This window comes from Streptomyces sp. NPDC088746 (genome assembly GCF_044751065.1).
Lineage (GTDB): Bacteria > Actinomycetota > Actinomycetes > Streptomycetales > Streptomycetaceae > Streptomyces.
On the sequence record NZ_JBIVLA010000002.1, the window covers coordinates 953,413 to 971,399 of the forward strand.

17 protein-coding genes and 2 tRNA genes are annotated in these 17,987 nt (G+C 70.3%); 12 read left to right on the forward strand and 7 right to left on the reverse strand.

Translation table 11 applies throughout. The features are described from left to right. The first annotated feature begins 8 nt into the window (after positions 1-8). Together ACIP63_RS11885 and ACIP63_RS11890 are read left to right on the forward strand one after the other, a co-directional pair. Entirely contained in the window at positions 9-689 is a 681-nt protein-coding gene (locus ACIP63_RS11885; RefSeq protein WP_362933523.1) for an AIM24 family protein, read from the forward strand. A gap of 17 nt (positions 690-706) precedes the next feature. Then, positions 707-1,462 (forward strand): AIM24 family protein, encoded by a 756-nt coding sequence (locus ACIP63_RS11890; protein WP_401513966.1) that lies wholly within the window; start codon positions 707-709, stop codon positions 1,460-1,462. Positions 1,463-1,523: 61 nt separating this feature from the next. Here the strand turns inward: ACIP63_RS11890 and ACIP63_RS11895 are convergent, their stop codons facing one another. Continuing rightward, entirely contained in the window at positions 1,524-2,069 is a 546-nt protein-coding gene (locus ACIP63_RS11895) for an NUDIX hydrolase (RefSeq protein WP_401513969.1), read from the reverse strand. After that, a complete protein-coding gene (locus ACIP63_RS11900; protein ID WP_401513972.1) occupies positions 2,066-3,532 on the reverse strand; it encodes a zinc-dependent metalloprotease in 1,467 nt (488 codons plus the stop codon). The genes ACIP63_RS11895 and ACIP63_RS11900 overlap by 4 nt, the downstream gene beginning before the upstream one ends. Positions 3,533-3,723: 191 nt before the next feature. Between ACIP63_RS11900 and ACIP63_RS11905 the strand changes: the two genes are divergently transcribed. The 4 genes from ACIP63_RS11905 to ACIP63_RS11920 all read left to right on the forward strand — a co-directional run bounded on the left by ACIP63_RS11905 (position 3,724) and on the right by ACIP63_RS11920 (position 7,043). Continuing rightward, positions 3,724-4,866 (forward strand): SDR family oxidoreductase, encoded by a 1,143-nt coding sequence (locus tag ACIP63_RS11905; protein ID WP_401513974.1) that lies wholly within the window; start codon positions 3,724-3,726, stop codon positions 4,864-4,866. 136 nt (positions 4,867-5,002) lie between these two features. After that, positions 5,003-5,464 carry a molybdenum cofactor biosynthesis protein MoaE gene (locus ACIP63_RS11910; protein ID WP_398963650.1) on the forward strand — a complete coding sequence of 154 codons (462 nt, stop codon included), beginning with the start codon at positions 5,003-5,005 and terminating at the stop codon, positions 5,462-5,464. A gap of 126 nt (positions 5,465-5,590) precedes the next feature. Next, the gene (locus ACIP63_RS11915; RefSeq protein WP_382193126.1) at positions 5,591-5,761 is read left to right on the forward strand and encodes a hypothetical protein; all 171 of its coding nucleotides are present in this window, start codon (positions 5,591-5,593) and stop codon (positions 5,759-5,761) included. Between the two features lie 175 nt (positions 5,762-5,936). After that, a complete protein-coding gene (locus tag ACIP63_RS11920) occupies positions 5,937-7,043 on the forward strand; it encodes a PDZ domain-containing protein (protein WP_401513977.1) in 1,107 nt (368 codons plus the stop codon). Between the two features lie 69 nt (positions 7,044-7,112). Here ACIP63_RS11920 and ACIP63_RS11925 read toward each other — a convergent pair whose 3' ends face one another. Continuing rightward, positions 7,113-7,682 (reverse strand): PPA1309 family protein, encoded by a 570-nt coding sequence (locus ACIP63_RS11925; RefSeq protein WP_401513979.1) that lies wholly within the window; start codon positions 7,680-7,682, stop codon positions 7,113-7,115. Positions 7,683-7,809: 127 nt separating this feature from the next. On the opposite strand from ACIP63_RS11925, the gene ACIP63_RS11930 reads away from it, so the two are divergent. The 4 genes from ACIP63_RS11930 to ACIP63_RS11945 all read left to right on the forward strand — a co-directional run bounded on the left by ACIP63_RS11930 (position 7,810) and on the right by ACIP63_RS11945 (position 13,289). Beyond that, complete coding sequence (locus tag ACIP63_RS11930; RefSeq protein ID WP_401515090.1) at positions 7,810-10,737, forward strand: UPF0182 family protein; 2,928 nt, start codon at positions 7,810-7,812, stop codon at positions 10,735-10,737. A gap of 42 nt (positions 10,738-10,779) precedes the next feature. Continuing rightward, a tRNA-Met gene (locus ACIP63_RS11935) sits at positions 10,780-10,853 on the forward strand. A gap of 211 nt (positions 10,854-11,064) precedes the next feature. After that, complete coding sequence (locus tag ACIP63_RS11940; RefSeq protein ID WP_401513982.1) at positions 11,065-13,122, forward strand: sel1 repeat family protein; 2,058 nt, start codon at positions 11,065-11,067, stop codon at positions 13,120-13,122. Positions 13,123-13,215: 93 nt separating this feature from the next. Further along, positions 13,216-13,289, forward strand: a tRNA-Met gene (locus ACIP63_RS11945). 98 nt (positions 13,290-13,387) lie between these two features. On the opposite strand, the gene ACIP63_RS11950 is transcribed toward ACIP63_RS11945, so the two are convergent. Then, complete coding sequence (locus tag ACIP63_RS11950; RefSeq protein WP_401513983.1) at positions 13,388-13,807, reverse strand: Fur family transcriptional regulator; 420 nt, start codon at positions 13,805-13,807, stop codon at positions 13,388-13,390. Positions 13,808-13,985: 178 nt separating this feature from the next. Between ACIP63_RS11950 and ACIP63_RS11955 the strand changes: the two genes are divergently transcribed. Then, positions 13,986-15,437, forward strand: a complete 1,452-nt coding sequence (locus ACIP63_RS11955) for a catalase (RefSeq protein ID WP_401513986.1) — start codon at positions 13,986-13,988, stop codon at positions 15,435-15,437. Between the two features lie 91 nt (positions 15,438-15,528). On the opposite strand, the gene ACIP63_RS11960 is transcribed toward ACIP63_RS11955, so the two are convergent. Next, positions 15,529-15,930, reverse strand: a complete 402-nt coding sequence (locus tag ACIP63_RS11960; protein ID WP_401513989.1) for a cyclic nucleotide-binding/CBS domain-containing protein — start codon at positions 15,928-15,930, stop codon at positions 15,529-15,531. Positions 15,931-16,110: 180 nt separating this feature from the next. After that, entirely contained in the window at positions 16,111-16,911 is an 801-nt protein-coding gene (gene hisN / locus ACIP63_RS11965) for a histidinol-phosphatase (RefSeq protein ID WP_393763406.1), read from the reverse strand. Positions 16,912-17,051: 140 nt separating this feature from the next. Here hisN and ACIP63_RS11970 point away from each other — a divergent pair, with 140 nt between their 5' ends. Beyond that, on the forward strand, positions 17,052-17,624 hold the full coding sequence (locus ACIP63_RS11970) for a TetR/AcrR family transcriptional regulator (RefSeq protein WP_401513991.1): 573 nt from the start codon (positions 17,052-17,054) through the stop codon (positions 17,622-17,624). Here ACIP63_RS11970 and ACIP63_RS11975 read toward each other — a convergent pair. Then, positions 17,581-17,904, reverse strand: coding sequence for a multidrug efflux SMR transporter (locus tag ACIP63_RS11975; protein ID WP_104788939.1), 324 nt, complete (start codon positions 17,902-17,904; stop codon positions 17,581-17,583). The two genes, ACIP63_RS11970 and ACIP63_RS11975, sit on opposite strands and share 44 nt — an antisense overlap. Positions 17,905-17,987: the final 83 nt, after the last annotated feature.

Genomic DNA, 17,987 nt, shown 5'->3' on the forward strand with positions numbered 1-17,987 from the left:
AGCCCGTCATGAACCAGCAGCTCGCGGGCTTCGCCCCGACCCCCGTCACGGCCCGCATGGAGAACCACGGCCGCACGATGCTCAAGGTCGCCATGGCCACCGGCCAGGACCTCTACGCCCGCACCGGCTCGATGGTGGCCTACGAGGGCTTCATCCAGTACGAACCCAACCCGCCGGCCGTCCGCCAGATCGCGTCCCAGTGGATCACCGGCGAGGGCGCACCCCTGATGAAGTGCGCCGGCGACGGACTGCTCTACCTCGCCGACTACGGCGCCGACGTGGTCGTCATCAATCTCAACAACGACTCGCTGTCGGTCAACGGCACCAACCTCCTCGCCTTCGACGGCCACCTCACCTGGGGCGTGGAGCGGGTCAAGGGACTCGCCAAGTTCGCCGGCCAGGGCCTGTGGAACGTCGGGATCCAGGGCACGGGATGGGTCGCCATCACCTCGCGCGGCACACCGATCGTCGTCGACTGCGGGCGTGGCGAGGACGAGACGTACGTCGACCCCGACGCCCTCGTCGCGTGGTCCCCGAACCTCAAGGTGAAGGGCAAGCGCAGCTTCAAGGCGAGCTCGCTCATCGGGCGGGGCAGCGGAGAGGCGTACCAGATGGCCTTCTCCGGTCAGGGCATCGTCGTCGTCCAGCCGAGCGAGGACAGTACCGACCGTCTGCGGATCCGGAACTGAGCGGGGGAGAACACATCATGCAGAGTCCGCTTTTCAGCTACACGGAACAGCAGTCGCAGGACCGCTACACGGTCCAGAACCCGCAGCTCCTGCGGGTCGCGCTGGCCGGCCACGACGACGTCCTCGCCCGTAAGGGCGCCATGGTCGCCTACCAGGGGCTCATGGAGTTCGACGGTGAGTACCAGTCGCATGGCCAGCGCCGCGCCCGCAGGAACACGGGCGAGGGCCTCGACCTCATGCGCTGCTCCGGTCAGGGCACGGTCTACCTGGCCAACCTCGCGCAGTACATCCACGTGGTCGACGTCGACCACGAGGGCATGACGGTCGACAGCGCCTACGTCCTGGCGCTGGACTCCTCGCTGCACACCGAGGTCATCGCGGTGGACAGCCAGTACGGGATCTCCGGCACCGGCAAGTACCAGCTCAACATCTCCGGGAGCGGCAAGGTCGCCCTGATGACCTCCGGCCAGCCGCTGATGATGCAGGTCACCCCCGACAAGTACGTCAATGCCGACGCCGACGCGATCGTCGCCTGGTCGAGCGGGCTGCGGGTGCAGATGCAGGCCCAGACGCACTCCTCGGGAGTCTTCCGGCGCCGTGGCAACACGGGGGAGGGCTGGGAGCTGAGCTTCCTGGGCCAGGGTTTCGCCCTCGTCCAGCCGAGTGAGGTGCTGCCGCCGCAGAACGCCCAGATCGGCCAGGGGGCCGCGGCGCAGTTCGGTATGGGGCAGCAGGGCTCGCACGGACAGAACCAGAACAACTCCTGGAACTGAGCCGCGCCGGGCACAACGGGTGGGGGCGGCTTCCCGCGGGAAGCCGCCCCCCACCCGTTGTCTAGCGGCCTCGCGCCAGCCGTGTGCGGGTGCTCGCCAGCAGCCGCTCGACCGAGGCGTCCGCCACGCGCCCCACCTCGTCGTAGGGGAACCAGCGCAGATCCAGGGACTCCTCGCTGATCCGCTCCACCGCCCCGGCCGACGCCGTCGCCGCATACTGCACGTCGAGGTGCCAGTGGCAGGGCGCCGGGATGGGATGCCGGTCCAGCCGCACGGGCCCGCCGGGCAGCAGGGTGAGCCCGGCGATCCCCGACTCCTCCGTGGCCTCGCGCAGGGCCGCCGCCTCCAGGGTGGTGTCCTGGGGCTCGCAGTGCCCGCCCATCTGCAACCACATCCGAAGCTTCCTGTGCAGGGTCAGCAGGACCCTGCCGCGCTCCGGGTCGACGACCAGCGCGCTGGCCGTCAGATGCCCCGCTCCGCACGCCTTCCACATGCCGTCGGGATGCCCGGCCAGGTGGTCCAGGTACGTCCGGCGCAGCACGGCCTGCTCCGTGTCGCCGTCGTCGTAACCCTCGAGTACCGAAACCGCGTCGTCGTGCAGGCTCACCGGCCGGAGTCGCCCTTGCCGTCGCTCTTCGGGTCGTCGTCGCCGGGCTCGCCCTTGCCGGGCTCGTCCTTGCCCTGCTCCTCGGCGGCGGGCTTCTGCGGGCCCTTCGCCGCTTCGCCGAGCATCTTGTCGAGCTCGGAGAAGTCCAGTTGCTCGTGGTGGACGAAGCCGTCCGGGTCGTCCAGGTCCTGAGCCGTCGGCAGCATGTCCGGGTGCTCCCAGAGGCCGTCACGCCCGTCGACGCCCCGGGCGTCCGTGAGCGAGGCCCACAGCCGCGAGGCGTCCCGGAGCCGCCGCGGGCGCAGCTGGAGTCCGATGAGCGTGGCGAACGTCTGCTCGGCGGGACCGCCGGACGCCCGGCGCCTGCGCATCGTCTCGCGCAGCGCGTCCGCCGAGGTCAGCCGCGACTTGGCGGCCTCGTGGACCACCGCGTCCACCCAGCCCTCGACGAGGGCGAGAGCGGTCTCCAGACGGGCCAGCGACGCCTTCTGCTCCGGGGTGTCCTCGGGCTGGAACATGCCCTGCTGGAGAGCGTCCTGCAGCTGCTCGGGCTGGGACGGGTCGAACTGGCCGACGACGTCCTCCAGCTTGCTGGTGTCGACCTTGATGCCGCGCGCATAGGCCTCGACCGCGCCGAACAGATGCGAGCGCAGCCACGGAACGTGGGCGAAGAGCCGCTGGTGGGCCGCCTCGCGCAGCGCCAGATACAGCCGCACCTCGTCCTGGGGCACGCTCAGGTCCTTGCCGAACCGCTCGACGTTCAACGGAAGCAGCGCCGCCTTGCCGGCCGGAGCCAGCGGGAGGCCGATGTCGGTCGAACCGACGACCTCGCCGGCGAGCACGCCGACGGCCTGCCCGATCTGCTGGCCGAACATGGCGCCGCCCATGGACCGCATCATGCCGATCAGCGGGCCGGCCATGGCCTGCATCTCCTCCGGCAGGACATCGCCCATGGCCAGGCCGACGCGCTCGGCCACCGGGTCCACCAGCTGCTGCCAGGCGGGAAGCGAGGCCTCGACCCACTCGGCGCGGCTCCACGCCACCGTCGAGACGGAACCCGAGGGCAGCGACGTCACACCGTCCAGCCAGAGGTCGGCGAGACGCAGGGCCTCGTCGACGGAGGCCCGCTCCGCGGGCCCGACGCTCGCGTCCTTGCTGCCGTCCGTGGTGCCCTGCGACACCGTCTGGCGGGCGATCTGCTTGGCCATGTCCCAGTTGACCGGGCCGCCCTCGTAACTCAGCATCTGGCCGAGCTGCTGGAAGGCCGCACCCAGGTCGTTCGGGTTCATCGAGCCGAACATCGCGGCGAACGGGTTGTCGCCGCCCGCCCCGGGCGGGAAGCCGAACGGGTTCGCCGGCCCGCCCGAGCCCTGCCCAGCACCGGTGGGGTCCTTCTTCTTGCCTTCGTCGCCGTCTTCCGGCTCCTCCGGCGGAAGGCCGAATCCGAATGGGGTGTCACTCACGGGTTTCCTCGGCTCGTAGGGCCGCCGGCTCGAACCGACGGCGACTGCCCGATATCACCATCCAGCGTAGACACCGAAGACCGCTTGGGCCCTCAGTGCTCCGCCGGCTCCCGGCCTGCGGCAGGATGGACGCCACCTGGTACGTACGCGTCATTCGGGTACGTACTGAAGACAACCGCTGGAGACGCCCGGTGAGTTCCCCAGATCCGCAGGTTCGCGCAGCGCGAAACCTGACCGACCCCACGACCGAGAGCAAGCCCACGAAAAATCTTCCCCGGAACCGCGGCCCCGTCGTCGCGGTCACCGGTGCCGCGACCGGCGTCGGTGAGCTGCTCACCGCCCGTCTCGCCGCATCGGACGAGATCAAGCAGGTCATCGCCATCGACGAGCGCCGGGGGGACGTCTCCGAGGCGACGTGGCACATCCTGGACGTACGGGACCCAGCCATCGCCGAGAAGCTGCGCGGCGCGGACGTGGTCGTGCACATGGCACTCGACCTAGACCTGGAGACCGACCCCGCGGCCCGTACCGCGTACAACGTCCGCGGTACGCAGACCGTGCTGACTGCCGCGGCGGCCGTGGGCGTCCACCGGGTGGTGCTGTGCACCTCCGCGATGGTCTACGGCGCTCTGCCCGACAACGACGTCCCGCTCTCCGAGGACGCGGAACTGCGGGCCACGGCGGAGGCCACCGGTGTCGGAGACCTGCTGGAGATCGAGCGGCTCGGCCGCCGAGCACCCCGCGCCCACCCCGGCCTCAACGTCACGGTCGTACGGCCCACGGTCCTGGTCGGCGGTACGGACACGGCGCTCACCAGGTACTTCGAGTCCCCCAGGCTCCTCGTCGTCGCCGGCTCACGCCCGGCCTGGCAGTTCTGCCACGTCGACGACCTGGTCAGCGCCCTGGAGTACGCGGCTCTCGAAAAGATCGAGGGGGAGTTCGCGGTCGGCTGCGACGGCTGGCTCGAACAGGAAGAGGTGGAGGAGCTTTCCGGAGTGCGCCGTATGGAGCTGCCGTCCGCCGTCGCCCTCGGTGCGGCCGCCCGCCTCCACCGGATCGGTCTCACCCCGTCACCCGCGGGGGATCTCGCCTACACCATGCACCCCTGGGTGGTCAGTGTGAGCCGGCTCCACGACGCGGGATGGCGCCCGGGGTGGACCAACGAGGAGGTCCTGGCAGCGCTCCTGGAAGAGGTCGAGGGGCGCCACACCGTCGCCGGACGGCGGCTCGGCCGCAAGGACGCCACCGCAGCCGGTGCCGCGGGAGCCACCGTCGCGCTGCTCGGCACGGCGGCACTGGTCCGGCGGGCCCGCAAGGCGCGCCGGCGTTTCTAGCCGGCCGTCGGCCCGGTCGGCCCGCCCGGGCGGAAGCCCCGATCCCCCCGCCTGGTAGGAGGCTCCAAGCGGACCGGCAGGCCACCGGTCGAAAACGCTATTCCGGGATGTGCCCGCCGTGCGGCACGATGGCCCCATGGCACGCACCCACGACCACCCCGGCGAGCAGGCTGCTCAGGACCCGATCCGGCTCCTGGACATCCGTGACACACCGCTGTCCGTCGACGAGATCTTCCGCGCGGTGGGGGACGACGCCGCGGGAGGCATGGCGCTCTTCGTCGGCACGGTGCGCAATCACGACGACGGGCAGGATGTCGGCTCCCTCGGATACTCCTGCCATCCGACCGCCGGTGACGAGCTCCGGAGAGTGGCCGAGAAGGTGGTGGCGGAGTTCCCCGTGCGGGCTCTGGCCGCCGTCCACCGGGTGGGTGAACTGGGTGTGGGCGATCTGGCGGTGGTGGTGGCCGTGTCCTGCGCCCATCGGGGTGAGGCCTTCGACGCCTGCCGCAAGCTGATCGACGACCTCAAGCACGAGGTCCCGATCTGGAAGCACCAGCGTTTCTCCGACGGCACGGAGGAGTGGGTCGGCGCCTGCTGAGCGCAAACCGCCCCGGGGGGCATCAGCCCCGATTTGCGTAACCGCACCCCTGCCGTGAGCGTTGGTCCTGCAGGTGGTTAATCTTCTGATCGTCAGTTGCGGTCGCTCAGGGGTAGGGAGGTCGTGATGGCAGCACTCGCTTGGCTCTTGATTCCGCTTATAGCTGCTCTTGGCGCGGCGATATGGGGAGGGTGGGCAGCCCGCAATCGAACGACCGGCGACGTCACCGAACTCGCCGGCTACGCCAGGTTCCGTGAGGCGATGGAGAAATCGCACTCCGGTTCCGAGGCCCTCTGAGACTCCGCAGCTGTACGCAGTTGCCAATTCCGCACCGCACCCGCTCCCTCCGGGCGCGGTCCGCGCAGCGAGCGAATCCGCGGCGCCCCCGGTCCTTCCGGATCTCCTCCGCCGTCCGCCTCGTACGGACCGGCCCCGACGGTGCACTGACAGGCCGTTCCCGTACTGTCGTTCCATGCCACGCCGCACCGCGACGATGCTCGCCTCCACCCTCATCCTCATCGCGCTGCTCTGCGCAGGCGTGCTGATTCGTGTGCCGTACTCGGAGATGTCCCCCGGCCCGACCGTCAACACACTCGGCGACGCGCGTGGCGAGCCCGTGCTGCACATCAGCGGGCACAAGACGTATCCCACGTCCGGGAACCTCAACATGACGACGGTGCGCGTCACCGGTGCGGACTACGACATGAACATCGTCGAGGCCGTCTACGGCTGGCTGGCGCATGACAGCGTGGTCGTGCCCCACGACACCCTCTACCCGGACGGGAAGACGGAGGAGGAGTCGACGCAGGAGAACGCCGAGGAGTTCAGCCAGTCACAGGAGAGCGCGAAGGTCGCCGCCCTGGAGGAGCTGAAGATCCCGGTCACCTCCCGGGTGGTGGTCTCCACGGTCGTCAAGGACAGCGCCGCCGAGGGTGTGCTGCACGCGGGCGACGTGATCGAGGCGGTCGACGGCAAGGCGGTCGAACAGCCGGAGGACGTCGCGAAGCTCGTCACGAAGCACAAGCCCGGCGAGGACGTCGTCTTCACGGTGATCCCGGCCAGGACCGCCGCCGCGGCGGAGAAGGCGGGCAAGGAGCCCGAGGGCTCCCGTGACGTCACCCTGACCACGCGGAAGGCACCCGAGGACCCCTCGAACCCCTCGGAGGACCGGGCGATCGTGGGGATCCAGGCGGGGACGGACCACACGTTCCCGTTCGAGGTCGACATCAAGCTGGCCGACGTCGGCGGCCCGAGCGCCGGACTGATGTTCTCGCTGGGCATCATCGACAAGCTGACGCCCGACAAGCTGACGGGCGGCAAGTTCATCGCCGGCACCGGCACCATCGACGACGACGGTGAGGTCGGCCCCATCGGCGGGATCAACATGAAGCTGGTCGGCGCGCGCGACGCGGGCGCCCGGTACTTCCTGACCCCGGACGACAACTGCTCCGCAGCGGCCTCCGACACCCCGGACGGCCTCACCCTGGTGAGGGTGAAGACCCTCCACGACGCCAAGAAGTCCCTGGAGAAGATCCGGGCGGGGGACACGGCCGGCCTGCCGAGCTGCTCGAAGGGCTGAGAGGCCGCCGGGGCGGCCCGGAACCGGGCGGAGGCCGAGAGCCTCCGAGGCCCGGCCCCCGCCGGGGTGTCAGGACTCGAAGGTGGCCGCGAGTGCCTCGGCGAGCCCCGGAACGAGGCCCGCGCCGGTCAGGACCTCGGTCGGGGAGTCCTTCTCCCGCAGGCGCACGGCGGAGTCCCGCGCGCCGTCCCGCAGAACCGCCACGGTCATCCGCACCTCCTGCCGGTCGGGGTGCTCGGCGACCCACTTGGTCAGCTGGGCGTCGGACAGTCCCTCGGGTACGGACGCCTCCGCCGAGGGCGGCAGCATCAGCCGTTCGACGGTCATGGCGCAGCCGACCACGGCGTCGGGCCAGGCGATCGTGGCGAGGAACTCGTCCAGCGCGGTGCCGGCGGGCAGCTCCTCCTGCTCGACGGGGGTGAGGGTGGCGGTCGTGGAAGCGGTGTCGTCGAGGCCGAGCTGGGCGGCGAGGCCGGGCTCGTGGGCGCGCAGCCGGGCGGTGTCGACGAGGGCGAACAGCCGGGCCGGCTGGTCCCAGCCGAGACCTGCGGCGTAGGCGTCGATTTCGAGGACGGCGACGGTGAGGGGGCTCGCGGCCATCGGAGGGCCTGAGGGGGAAACGTTGGGCATACCCAACATCCTGCCTCCTTCAGCCCCGGGAACGGGAACTAGGTAAAGCCTCAGTAAGTTGCATAGGTGGGCTCTACGATCGCTGGGCCTGCTTCACACGACCGCGAACTTCGAGGTGCGCACGTTGGCTTTCCAGATGCCGGACCGCGGCGGAGGCCCGACCGGGCCACGGATCAGAGTCGGCCGCCCGTCCCGGCGCGTCCGTACCCTGCTCATGACATTGGGTGTCCTGGTGGTTCTCGCCATGGCCTTCGTCATGTTCGCCGGGTTTTGGACGGACTGGCTCTGGTACAGGTCGGTCGCGTATTCGTCCGTTTTCACCACCACTCTGTGGACCAAGATCGGACTGTTCCTCGTCTTCGGACTGCTGATGGCCGTCGCCATCGGTGTGAACGTCTGGCTCGCGCACCGGCTCCGGCCGCCGCTGAGCGCGATGTCGCTGGAGCAGCAGAGCCTGGACCGCTACAGGATGAGCGTCGCCCCGTACAAGAAGTGGGTGCTGCTCGCGGTCACCGCTCTCGTCGGTCTGATCGCCGGAGCCTCCGCGTCCGGTCAGTGGCGCACCTGGCTGATGTACGTCAACGGCGTGCCCTTCGGGCAGAAGGACCCCCAGTTCAAGCTGGACGTCGCCTTCTACGCCTTCGACCTGCCGTGGTACCGCTTCCTGCTCGGATTCGGCTTCGCCGCGGTGGTGCTGTCCCTGATCGCGGCGGCGCTGACCCACTACCTCTACGGCGGGCTGCGGATCACCAGCCCCGGCGCGCGTGCCACGGGTGCCGCGACGGGTCATCTCTCCGTGCTGCTCGGCGTCTTCGTCGCGCTGAAGGCCGTGGCGTACTGGCTCGACCGGTACGGCCTGGCGGTGAAGTCCAGTGACTTCAAGGCCACGGACAACTGGACCGGTCTGCGGTACGTCGACGCCAACGCGTACCTGCCGGCGAAGACGATCCTCTTCTGCATCGCGGTCATCTGCGCCGTGCTGTTCTTCGCGACGCTCTGGCGCCGCACCTGGCAGCTGCCGGTGATCGGCTTCGGCCTGATGGTGCTCTCGGCGATCCTGATCGGCGGGCTCTACCCGGCGATCGTGCAGAAGTTCCAGGTCCAGCCCAACGAGCAGGCCAAGGAAGCGCCGTTCATCCAGAAGAACATCGACGCGACGCGCGACGCCTACGACATCGACGACGCGAAGGTCGACGACTACACGGGCACCAGCACGACCGACGACAGCACCAAGCTGAGGGCGAACGCTGACGCCGCCGCCAGCTACCGCGTCATGGACCCGAACGTCGTCTCGCCCGCCTTCCAGCAGCTCCAGCAGAAGAGGAACTACTACCAGTTCCCCCAGACGCTGGACGTCGACCGCTACAAGGGCGAGGACGGCAAGGAGCAGGACACCGTCGTCGGCCTGCGCGAGCTGAACCTCCAGGGCCTCCCCAAGAGGAACTGGATCAACGACCACTTCACGTACACCCACGGCTACGGCGTCATCGCGGCGCGGGGCACCACGACGGGCACCAACCCGGCGGGGTCCCCCGACTTCACGGAGTCGGGCCTGCCCACCACGGGCGAGCTGGGCAAGTACGAGCAGCGGATCTACTACGGCGAGAAGACCGAGCAGTACTCCATCGTCGGCGGGCCCCAGAAGGAGCTCGACTACGAGGAGGACGGCGAGAAGACCACCAGTTACGAGGGCGACAGCGGGATCAGCCTCTCCAGCGCCTTCAACCGGGCGGCCTACGCCGTGTCGTTCAGCGAGCCGCAGATCCTGTACTCGGGAGCCATCGGCGACGGCTCGCGGATCCTCTACAACCGCACCCCCAAGGAGCGCGTCGAGGCGGTCGCACCCTGGCTGACGATCGACGGCGACGCCTACCCGGCGGTCGTCGACGGCCGGATCCAGTGGATCGTCGACGCGTACACCACGACCAACGGTTATCCGTACGCCTCGCGTACGACGCTCGGTGACACCACGGCCGACTCGCTGACCACCAACCAGCGCGCGGTCGTCGCCCAGCAGAACCAGGTCAACTACATCCGGAATTCGGTGAAGGCCACCGTCGACGCGTACGACGGCAAGGTCAAGCTCTACGAGTGGGACACCGAGGACCCGGTGCTCAAGACGTGGCGCAAGGCGTTCCCCGGCACGGTGGAACCCCGGGCGGACATCCCGCAGGAGCTCATGGACCACCTGCGCTACCCGCAGGACCTGTTCAAGGTCCAGCGTGAGCTGCTGACGCGGTACCACGTGGAGAACCCCGCGCAGTTCTACAGCGGCAGTGACGCCTGGCAGGTGCCGGACGACCCCACCAACAAGGAGCCCGGGTCCGTCCCGCCGTACTACCTGAGCATGAAGATGCCGGACCAGGACGCGCAGAAGTTCTCCCTGACCACGACCTTCACCCCCAAGGGGCGCCCCAACCTGGGGGCGTTCATGGCGGTGGACGCGGACGCGGCCAGCAAGGACTACGGCACGATCAGACTCCTGAGAGTCACCAGCACGATCAAGGGGCCAGGCCAGGTACAGAGTGAGCTCAACGGCAACGACGACGTCGCCGAGTTCGTGAGAAACCTGAAGGGCACCGACTCGGACATCGAGTACGGCAACCTGCTGACGGTCCCGCTCGACGGAGGCTTCCTCTACATCGAACCGGTGTACACGCGCGGTGGTACGCAGAACTATCCGCTGCTGCGCAAGGTCGCCGCTTCGTACGGGTCGAAGATCGTGTTCGAGAACAGTCTCGGCGAAGCGCTGAACGCGGTGTTCGGGGTCGAGGGCTCGGATACGACGACACCGCCGACCGAGCCGGACGAGCCACCGGGCGACACCACGGAGCCCCCGGCCACCGGGGACGCGGCTCTGAAGAAGGCCATCGCGGACGCCCAGAAGGCGTACACCGCCGGCGAGACGGCTCTCAAGGAGCAGGACTGGGAGGCCTACGGCAAGGCCCAGGCCGACCTCCAGGAGGCTCTCGAGCGGGCGGCGGCGGCTCAGCCCGACGGGGCAGGCGGCGCCGCGTCGAACGAAGGCGCCAAGAAGCCGGAGGGCGACGACCAGGGCAGTTGAGAAATGTTCACCCCGCGTCGTGGTACGGTTTGAACACAACGACGCGGGGTGGAGCAGCTCGGTAGCTCGCTGGGCTCATAACCCAGAGGTCGCAGGTTCAAATCCTGTCCCCGCTACTGAAAGACGAAGGCCCGGATCCCTTGGGATCCGGGCCTTCGCCATGTCATGGGCCTTTTCTCAAGTTGTCGGAGTGAAGTGCGGTTCATGGGGCATGAGTTGGAGCCAGTCGTGTTTCACTTGTCTCTCTGTGGGCATGTCGACAAAACGCCGAAGTGACTTCACTGGCCGCGGTATACCAGGTGTACGCGGGTAGCAGGTGGTGCGACGATGGTATTTATGGGGGACAGGGCAACTCTGTTGGAGACAGGGCGGTTTGTGCAGCGACGCGGCCGGACGACGGAAAGCACCGCAGATGCGGCATTCGCCGCTGCCCTGGCCGGGACCGCTGACATCGCCGACGGCGTCCGTGAGGACGCCGCCTTCACCGTGGACACCACCGGCACGGCCGGTGCCGCAGAGAGCGCCGAGGCGGCCGGGGACGCGGACACCACCGGGAGCGCGGACACCGCGGACGGCACGGATCACGCCGACGAGACCGAGGCCCGGCACCGGCGCGCCGCGGAGGCCGGCGACACGGCGTCGATGAGCGTCCTGGGCGCTCTCCTGCTGCGCCGTGGTGACCTGGACGGCGCCGAGGTCCACCTGCGCGCGGCCACCGCCGAGGGTGACCGGGCCGCGGCCAACAACCTCGGCGTGCTCCTGCATCAGAGGGGATACGCCGACGAGGCGGCCGGGTGGTGGCGCATCGCAGCCGTCGCCGGCTCCGCCGCCGCGGCGCACGCCCTCGGGCGCCACTTCCGGGAGCGCGGGGACGAGCCCGCCGCCGAGTACTGGCTGTGCCAGTCCGCCGAGCAGGGCCACGCGCTGGGCGCGTACGCGCTGGCCGACCTGCTGGAGCACCGCGGTGACGCCGGGGCCGAGCGCTGGCTGCGCGCCGCCGCGGAGCAGGGGCACAGGGAGGCCGCGTACCGCCTGGCGCGGACGATCGAGCGCAACGCCGTCGGCGCCGCCCACGACGCCTTCGGCCTGGGCCGCGTCGTGGGCGACGGCCGCAGGGAGCTGGACGCCGGTGCGCCGGTGAAGCCGGACGGCCCCGTCGCGGGTCCCGACTCGGGACGCGTCGGCGAGGCCGAGCAGTGGTACCGCCAGGCCGCGGCGCGTGGTCACCGCCGTGCCGCCCTGCACCTCGGCGCCATCCTCGAGCAGCGCGGCGAACTGAAGGAGGCCGGCCGCTGGTACCTCACCGCCGCCAAGGACGGCGAACCCCGTGCGGCCTGCGCCCTCGGGTTCCTGCTGCGTGACGCGGGCGACGAGGAGAGCGCCGCCGTGTGGTGGCTGCGTGCCGCCCAGGACGGCGACGGCAACGCCGCCAACGCCCTGGGCGCCCTGCACGCGGCCAGGGGCGAGCAGCAGACCGCGGAGCGCTGGTACCGCGCCGCCATGGACGCCGGGGACGTCAACGGCGCGTACAACCTCGGCCTGCTCTGCGCCGCCCAGGACCGGATCCCGCAGGCCGAGCAGTGGTACCGCCGGGCCGCCTACGCCGGGCACCGGGAGGCTGCGAACGCGCTGGCCGTGCTGCTGCTCCAGGCCGGGGACGCGACCGGGGCCGAGCCCTGGTTCTCCAAGGCGGCGGAGGCCGGCAGCGTGGACGCCGCGTTCAACCTCGGCATCCTGCACGCCGGACGGGACGAGGACCGCACGGCGCTCGGCTGGTACCAGCGGGCGGCGGCGGCCGGGCACACCGACGCCGCGCTCCAGGTGGGCATGGCCCTCCTGCGTGACGGCGACGAGCGGCAGGCGGAGCGCCATCTGCGCTGCGCCGCGGGCGGCGGCAGCGCCGAGGCCGCGTTCCGGCTGGCCGGCGTCCTCGACCTGCGCCAGCCGGCACCGGGGCCTCCCGCGCTCGGGGAGCAGATGCCGGAGAAGACCGAGTGCGAGGAGTGGTACGAGCGAGCGGCCGAACAGGGCCACCGCCGTGCCCAGGTCAGGGCCGGGATGCTCGCGGCCGCGCGCGGCGACATGGCGAGCGCCGCGCGCTGGTACCGCGAGGCCGCCGAGTCGGGCAGCCGCAACGGTGCCTTCAACCTCGGCCTGCTGCTCGCCCGGGAGGGCAGTGAGCGCGAGGCGGCCCTGTGGTGGAGCCGTGCCGCCAACGACGGGCACGGCCGCGCCGCACTGCGTCTCGCGCTGCTCGCCGCCCGCCGGGGTGAGCTGACCGAGGGGCAGCGCTGGTGTGCCCGGGCGGTCGAGCTGGGGCCGGCGGAGGTGGCCGAGCGGGCGGCGCGTCTGCTGGAGGCGCTCCACCAGGAGCTCACCGCGTGATGCCGGCCCGGTCGGCCCATGAGGGCGCACGGGTGTCCGGCGAATGAATTTGCTCCGGCCGGTGCGGGTGCCGTAGTGTTGCACTCACAACGGCGCGGGGTGGAGCAGCTCGGTAGCTCGCTGGGCTCATAACCCAGAGGTCGCAGGTTCAAATCCTGTCCCCGCTACTGAAGACCGGGGCCCGGATCCTTTCGAGGATCCGGGCCTCGGTCGTATGCCCGTGCAAAGGCCACGCCCCGGCGAAGCTCCGCCGGACGCCGGGGGCTCAGGCCGTGGCGGAGCAGTTCGGGCAGATGCCGCGGTAGGTCACCTCGACGTCCGAGACGGTGAAGCCGAAGCGCTCCTCGTCGGGCAGGTCGGCCAGCGGATTGCCGGACGGGTGCACGTCCCGGATCGCGCCGCAGCGCCCGCACACCAGGTGGTGGTGAGGGCGGTGGGCGTTGGGGTCGTACCGCTTCGCCCGGCGGTCGGTGGTGACCTCGATGACCTCTCCGAGGGACACCATCTCGCCCAGCGTGTTGTACACGGTGGCCCGGGAGATCTCGGGGAGCCGGTCGACGGCCTTCGCGTGGACCTCGTCCGCCGTCAGATGCACATGGTCCCCTTCCAGAACCTCGGCCACCACGCGCCGCTGTGCCGTCATGCGCCAGCCGCGTCCACGAAGTCGTTCCAGGAGGTCACTCATGGAGCCCAGCGTAACAGTGGAAGGGCCCGAGTCCCGAGTAGGTGTGACTTTAGATGCTTGCTTGACTTGGACTAAGTCCATTGTAGGATCGTTTACGTATTGGCCAAGGACAGGCTGCGGCCGAGAAACACGCTGTACAGGGAACGACGCTGTGCAGGACATGACGCAGGAGGCGCGCGTGACTCAGGGACCGCTCACCACGGAGGCCGGCGCTCCGGTGGCCGACAACCAGAACAGTGAGACCGCCGGCCCGGGCGGACCGGTTCTCGTCCAGGACCAGGCGCTGCTCGAGAAGCTCGCCCACTTCAACCGCGAGCGCATCCCGGAGCGCGTGGTGCACGCCCGCGGGGCCGGCGCGTACGGCACGTTCACGCTGACCCGGGACGTCTCGCAGTGGACCCGGGCCGCCTTCCTCTCGGAGGTCGGCAAGCAGACCGAGACCTTCCTGCGCTTCTCCACGGTGGCGGGCAACCTCGGCTCCGCCGACGCGGCGCGTGACCCCCGCGGCTGGGCGCTGAAGTTCTACACCGAAGAGGGCAACTACGACCTCGTCGGCAACAACACCCCGGTGTTCTTCATCAGGGACGCCATCAAGTTCCCCGACTTCATCCACACCCAGAAGCGCGACCCGTACACCGGCTCGCAGGAGGCGGACAACGTCTGGGACTTCTGGGGGCTGTCGCCCGAGTCCACGCACCAGGTGACCTGGCTCTTCGGCGACCGCGGCATCCCCGCCTCGTACCGTCACATGGACGGTTTCGGCTCGCACACGTTCCAGTGGAACAACGAGGCCGGTGAGGTCTTCTGGGTCAAGTACCACTTCAAGACCGACCAGGGGATCAAGAACCTCACCACCGAGGAGGCCGTGCGCCTCTCCGGTGTGGACCCGGACAGCCACCAGCGCGACCTGCGCGAGTCCATCGAGCGCGGTGACTTCCCGTCCTGGACCGTGCAGGTCCAGATCATGCCCGCGGCGGAGGCGGCGACGTACCGCTTCAACCCGTTCGACCTGACCAAGGTCTGGCCGCACGCCGACTACCCGCCGATCGAGATCGGCAAGCTGGAGCTCAACCGCAACCCGGAGAACGTCTTCGCCGAGGTCGAGCAGTCGATCTTCAGCCCGGCGCACTTCGTGCCCGGCATCGGTCCGTCCCCCGACAAGATGCTCCAGGGCCGTCTCTTCGCGTACGGCGACGCGCACCGCTACCGCGTCGGCATCAACGCCGACCACCTGCCGGTGAACCGCCCGCACGCCACCGAGGCGCGCACCAACAGCCGTGACGGCTACCTGTACGACGGCCGGCACAAGGGCGCGAAGAACTACGAGCCCAACAGCTTCGGCGGCCCTGCCCAGACGGGCCGGCCGCTCTGGCAGCCCGTCCCCGTCACGGGCGGCACGGGCAACCACGAGACGCCGCTCCACGCCGAGGACGACGACTTCGTGCAGGCCGGCAACCTCTACCGGCTGCTGTCCGAGGACGAGAAGGTCCGGCTGATCGACAACCTCGCCGGCTTCATATCCAAGGTCTCGCGCGACGACATCGCCGAGCGCGCGATCGGCAACTTCCGTCAGGCCGACGGAGACTTCGGCAAGCGGCTCGAGGCCGCGGTCCAGGCCCTGCGCGGCTGACACGGGGCGCCGGCCGTAGGTGGTGGGCCGGATTCCCGGGAGGTGCTCCCGGGGGTCCGGCCCACTGCCGTCCGCGGGCCGGACGCGCCGGTCAGAGGGCCATTTCGGCCCGGGACCGCCGGGCCGGCGCCCAGCACCTGATGATGTCGCGCACCGAGACGATGCCGACGGGACCGTCGCCGTCCAGCACGATCAGATGCCGGAAGCCGCCGTGTGTCATGGCCTCGGCGGCCTCTTCGAGGGTCCAGACGGGAGAGGCGAAGACCACGTCGGTGGTGGTGTGGGTGGACGCGGTCTCGACGTCGGGGTCCAGTCCGGCGCCCACGGCGTCGAGGATGTCGCGCTCGGTGATGATGCCGAGGCCGCAGGTGTCCGGGTCGTGGACGACAGCCGCTCCGATACGGCGGGCCGACATCAGCCGGGCCGCCTGCCGGAGCGTGTGGGCCGGGCCGATGGTGAGGACCAGGGTGCTCATGGCGTCACGGACGAGCATGCGGGGAGCCACCTCCTTGAGTGAGCGATCCTGCGAGGCGGCCTTCGTGAGCCGATTCACAAGTTCACAAGTGGGGGGACTCTCAGAGTCGCACCCAGGAGGGGACTCAACAAGGGGCCGCGCCCGCCGGGGATTGCGGGACGTGCCTCAACAGCCTGCCTCAGCGGCCCTCGGCGGCGTTCAGTAGCGCTGGTTGAGATAGCCCAGCAGCTCGTGGTGGAGCAGGCCGTTGGACGCCGCCGCGTTGCCGCCGCCCGGGCCGGAGACCCCGTCCAGGCTGGTGAACTGTCCGCCCGCCTCCTGGACGATGATCGCGTTCGCCGCCATGTCCCACAGCGAGAGCTCCGGCTCCGCGCAGATGTCCACCGAACCCTCGGCGACCATCATGTACGGCCAGAAGTCCCCGTACCCGCGCGTGCGCCAGACGGCCCGCGTCAGGTCCATGAAGCCGTCGAGGCGGCCCTGCTCCTCCCAGCCGGTCATCGAGGCGTAGGCGAACGAGGAGTCCGCGATCCGCTCGACCTTCGACACGTGCAGCCGGGTCGCGGACGTCAGGCTCCGGCCGGAGAAGGCACCGGCGCCCTTCGCCGCCCACCAGCGGCGGTTCAGCGCGGGAGCCGACACCACACCGACCACGGGCTGGAAGCCGTCCTCGCCCGCCTCCATCAGGGAGATCAGCGTCGCCCAGACGGGGACGCCCCGTACGTAGTTCTTCGTGCCGTCGATCGGGTCGACGACCCAGCGCCGCGGACCGGTGCCCTCGATCCCGTACTCCTCGCCCAGGATCGCGTCACGCGGGCGCGCCCGGTGCAGGTGCCCGCGGATCAGCTCCTCCGCGTGTTTGTCGGCCTCGCTCACCGGGGTCATGTCCGGCTTCGTCTCGACCTTGAGGTCCAGAGCCTTGAACCGGTCCATCGTCGCCGCGTCGGCGGCGTCCGCCAGTACGTGGGCCAGGCGCAGATCATCGTGGTAGTCGGGCATGCCGTCACAGTATCCACAGCCACCCGCCCGGGCTACACGGCCCCGTGCGGGCGGCCGCCGGGCCCGCCGTGCGCGGACCCTTGACAGTGCCACCGGGCGCCTCGACTCTGATGCGCAGGTCCCCGGCGTGGGAGGCGACGATGCCATCGGCGCGAGAAGCCCTGCTGGACTCCGCACACGCGGCGCTCACCACGCTTCCCTGGACGGCCGTGCGCATGGTCGACGTGGCGGCCCGGGCAGGGGTCTCCCGGCAGACCCTCTACAACGAGTTCGGCAGCAAGGACGGGCTGGCCCGCGCGCTGATCCGGCGGGCGGCCGACGGCTATCTGGCCGGCGTGGAGCAGGCGCTCGGCTCCGCCCGCGCCCGCGGTGAGGGGCCCGCCGAACTCGCTCGCTGGACGGTCCGGGCGGCCCGCGCGAACGTCCTGGTCAAAGCTCTTCTCACGGGCGTCTGGGGAGAGCACCTGCCCAGACCGGGGGCCCCGCCCGCCGGCAGGCGCACCGACACGGCGCCGCCCACGGCCACCGAGCTCCTCACGCTCGTCCGGGACCGGGCCGTGGCCGCGCTGGGGGGAGGGCCTTCGCCGCGCGACGCGGCGGAGCTGGAGCTGAGCTGCGAGATCGCGCTCCGGCTCGCCGTCTCCTACGCGCTGGTGCCGGCGCCGCCGCTCAGTGCGCGGAACCGGACAGCTGCAGACCGATCACACCGATGATCACCAGCGAGATCGACACCAGCTTGAGGGCCGAGACCACGTCGTCGAGGAAGACCATCCCGTAGATCGCCGTCCCCGCCGCTCCGATACCCGTCCACACCGCGTACGCCGGGCCGACGTCGAGCTTCTTGAGGGCCAGCGTCAGCAGGCCGAAGCTGCCGAGGGCGAACGCGCAGAACGCGATCGTCGGCCAGAGCCGGGTGAATCCGTGCGAAAGCTTCAGGCACACGGCGAAGCCGGTCTCGAGCAGTCCAGCGACCACGACCAGCAACCACGCCATCGTCAGGTGCCTCCCACGTAGGTGACGCTTCGTCTCGCTTGCGCGATTATGCCCTTACCAGCCGTGGGAGGCCGCAAACGTGC

What these genes read in the sequence shown, in the direction of transcription:
- ACIP63_RS11930 (WP_401515090.1), top strand. Translation starts at nt 7,810, where the DNA reads ATGCCGGACCGCGGCGGAGGCCCGACCGGGCCACGGATCAGAGTCGGC.
- hisN (WP_393763406.1), bottom strand. Translation starts at nt 16,911, where the DNA reads ATGCCCGACTACCACGATGATCTGCGCCTGGCCCACGTACTGGCGGAC.
- ACIP63_RS11960 (WP_401513989.1), bottom strand. Translation starts at nt 15,930, where the DNA reads ATGCTCGTCCGTGACGCCATGAGCACCCTGGTCCTCACCATCGGCCCG.
- ACIP63_RS11925 (WP_401513979.1), bottom strand. Translation starts at nt 7,682, where the DNA reads ATGTTGGGTATGCCCAACGTTTCCCCCTCAGGCCCTCCGATGGCCGCG.
- ACIP63_RS11950 (WP_401513983.1), bottom strand. Translation starts at nt 13,807, where the DNA reads ATGAGTGACCTCCTGGAACGACTTCGTGGACGCGGCTGGCGCATGACG.
- ACIP63_RS11975 (WP_104788939.1), bottom strand. Translation starts at nt 17,904, where the DNA reads ATGGCGTGGTTGCTGGTCGTGGTCGCTGGACTGCTCGAGACCGGCTTC.
- ACIP63_RS11910 (WP_398963650.1), top strand. Translation starts at nt 5,003, where the DNA reads ATGGCACGCACCCACGACCACCCCGGCGAGCAGGCTGCTCAGGACCCG.
- ACIP63_RS11890 (WP_401513966.1), top strand. Translation starts at nt 707, where the DNA reads ATGCAGAGTCCGCTTTTCAGCTACACGGAACAGCAGTCGCAGGACCGC.
- ACIP63_RS11885 (WP_362933523.1), top strand. Translation starts at nt 9, where the DNA reads ATGAACCAGCAGCTCGCGGGCTTCGCCCCGACCCCCGTCACGGCCCGC.
- ACIP63_RS11970 (WP_401513991.1), top strand. Translation starts at nt 17,052, where the DNA reads ATGCCATCGGCGCGAGAAGCCCTGCTGGACTCCGCACACGCGGCGCTC.
- ACIP63_RS11920 (WP_401513977.1), top strand. Translation starts at nt 5,937, where the DNA reads ATGCCACGCCGCACCGCGACGATGCTCGCCTCCACCCTCATCCTCATC.
- ACIP63_RS11940 (WP_401513982.1), top strand. Translation starts at nt 11,065, where the DNA reads ATGGTATTTATGGGGGACAGGGCAACTCTGTTGGAGACAGGGCGGTTT.
- ACIP63_RS11915 (WP_382193126.1), top strand. Translation starts at nt 5,591, where the DNA reads ATGGCAGCACTCGCTTGGCTCTTGATTCCGCTTATAGCTGCTCTTGGC.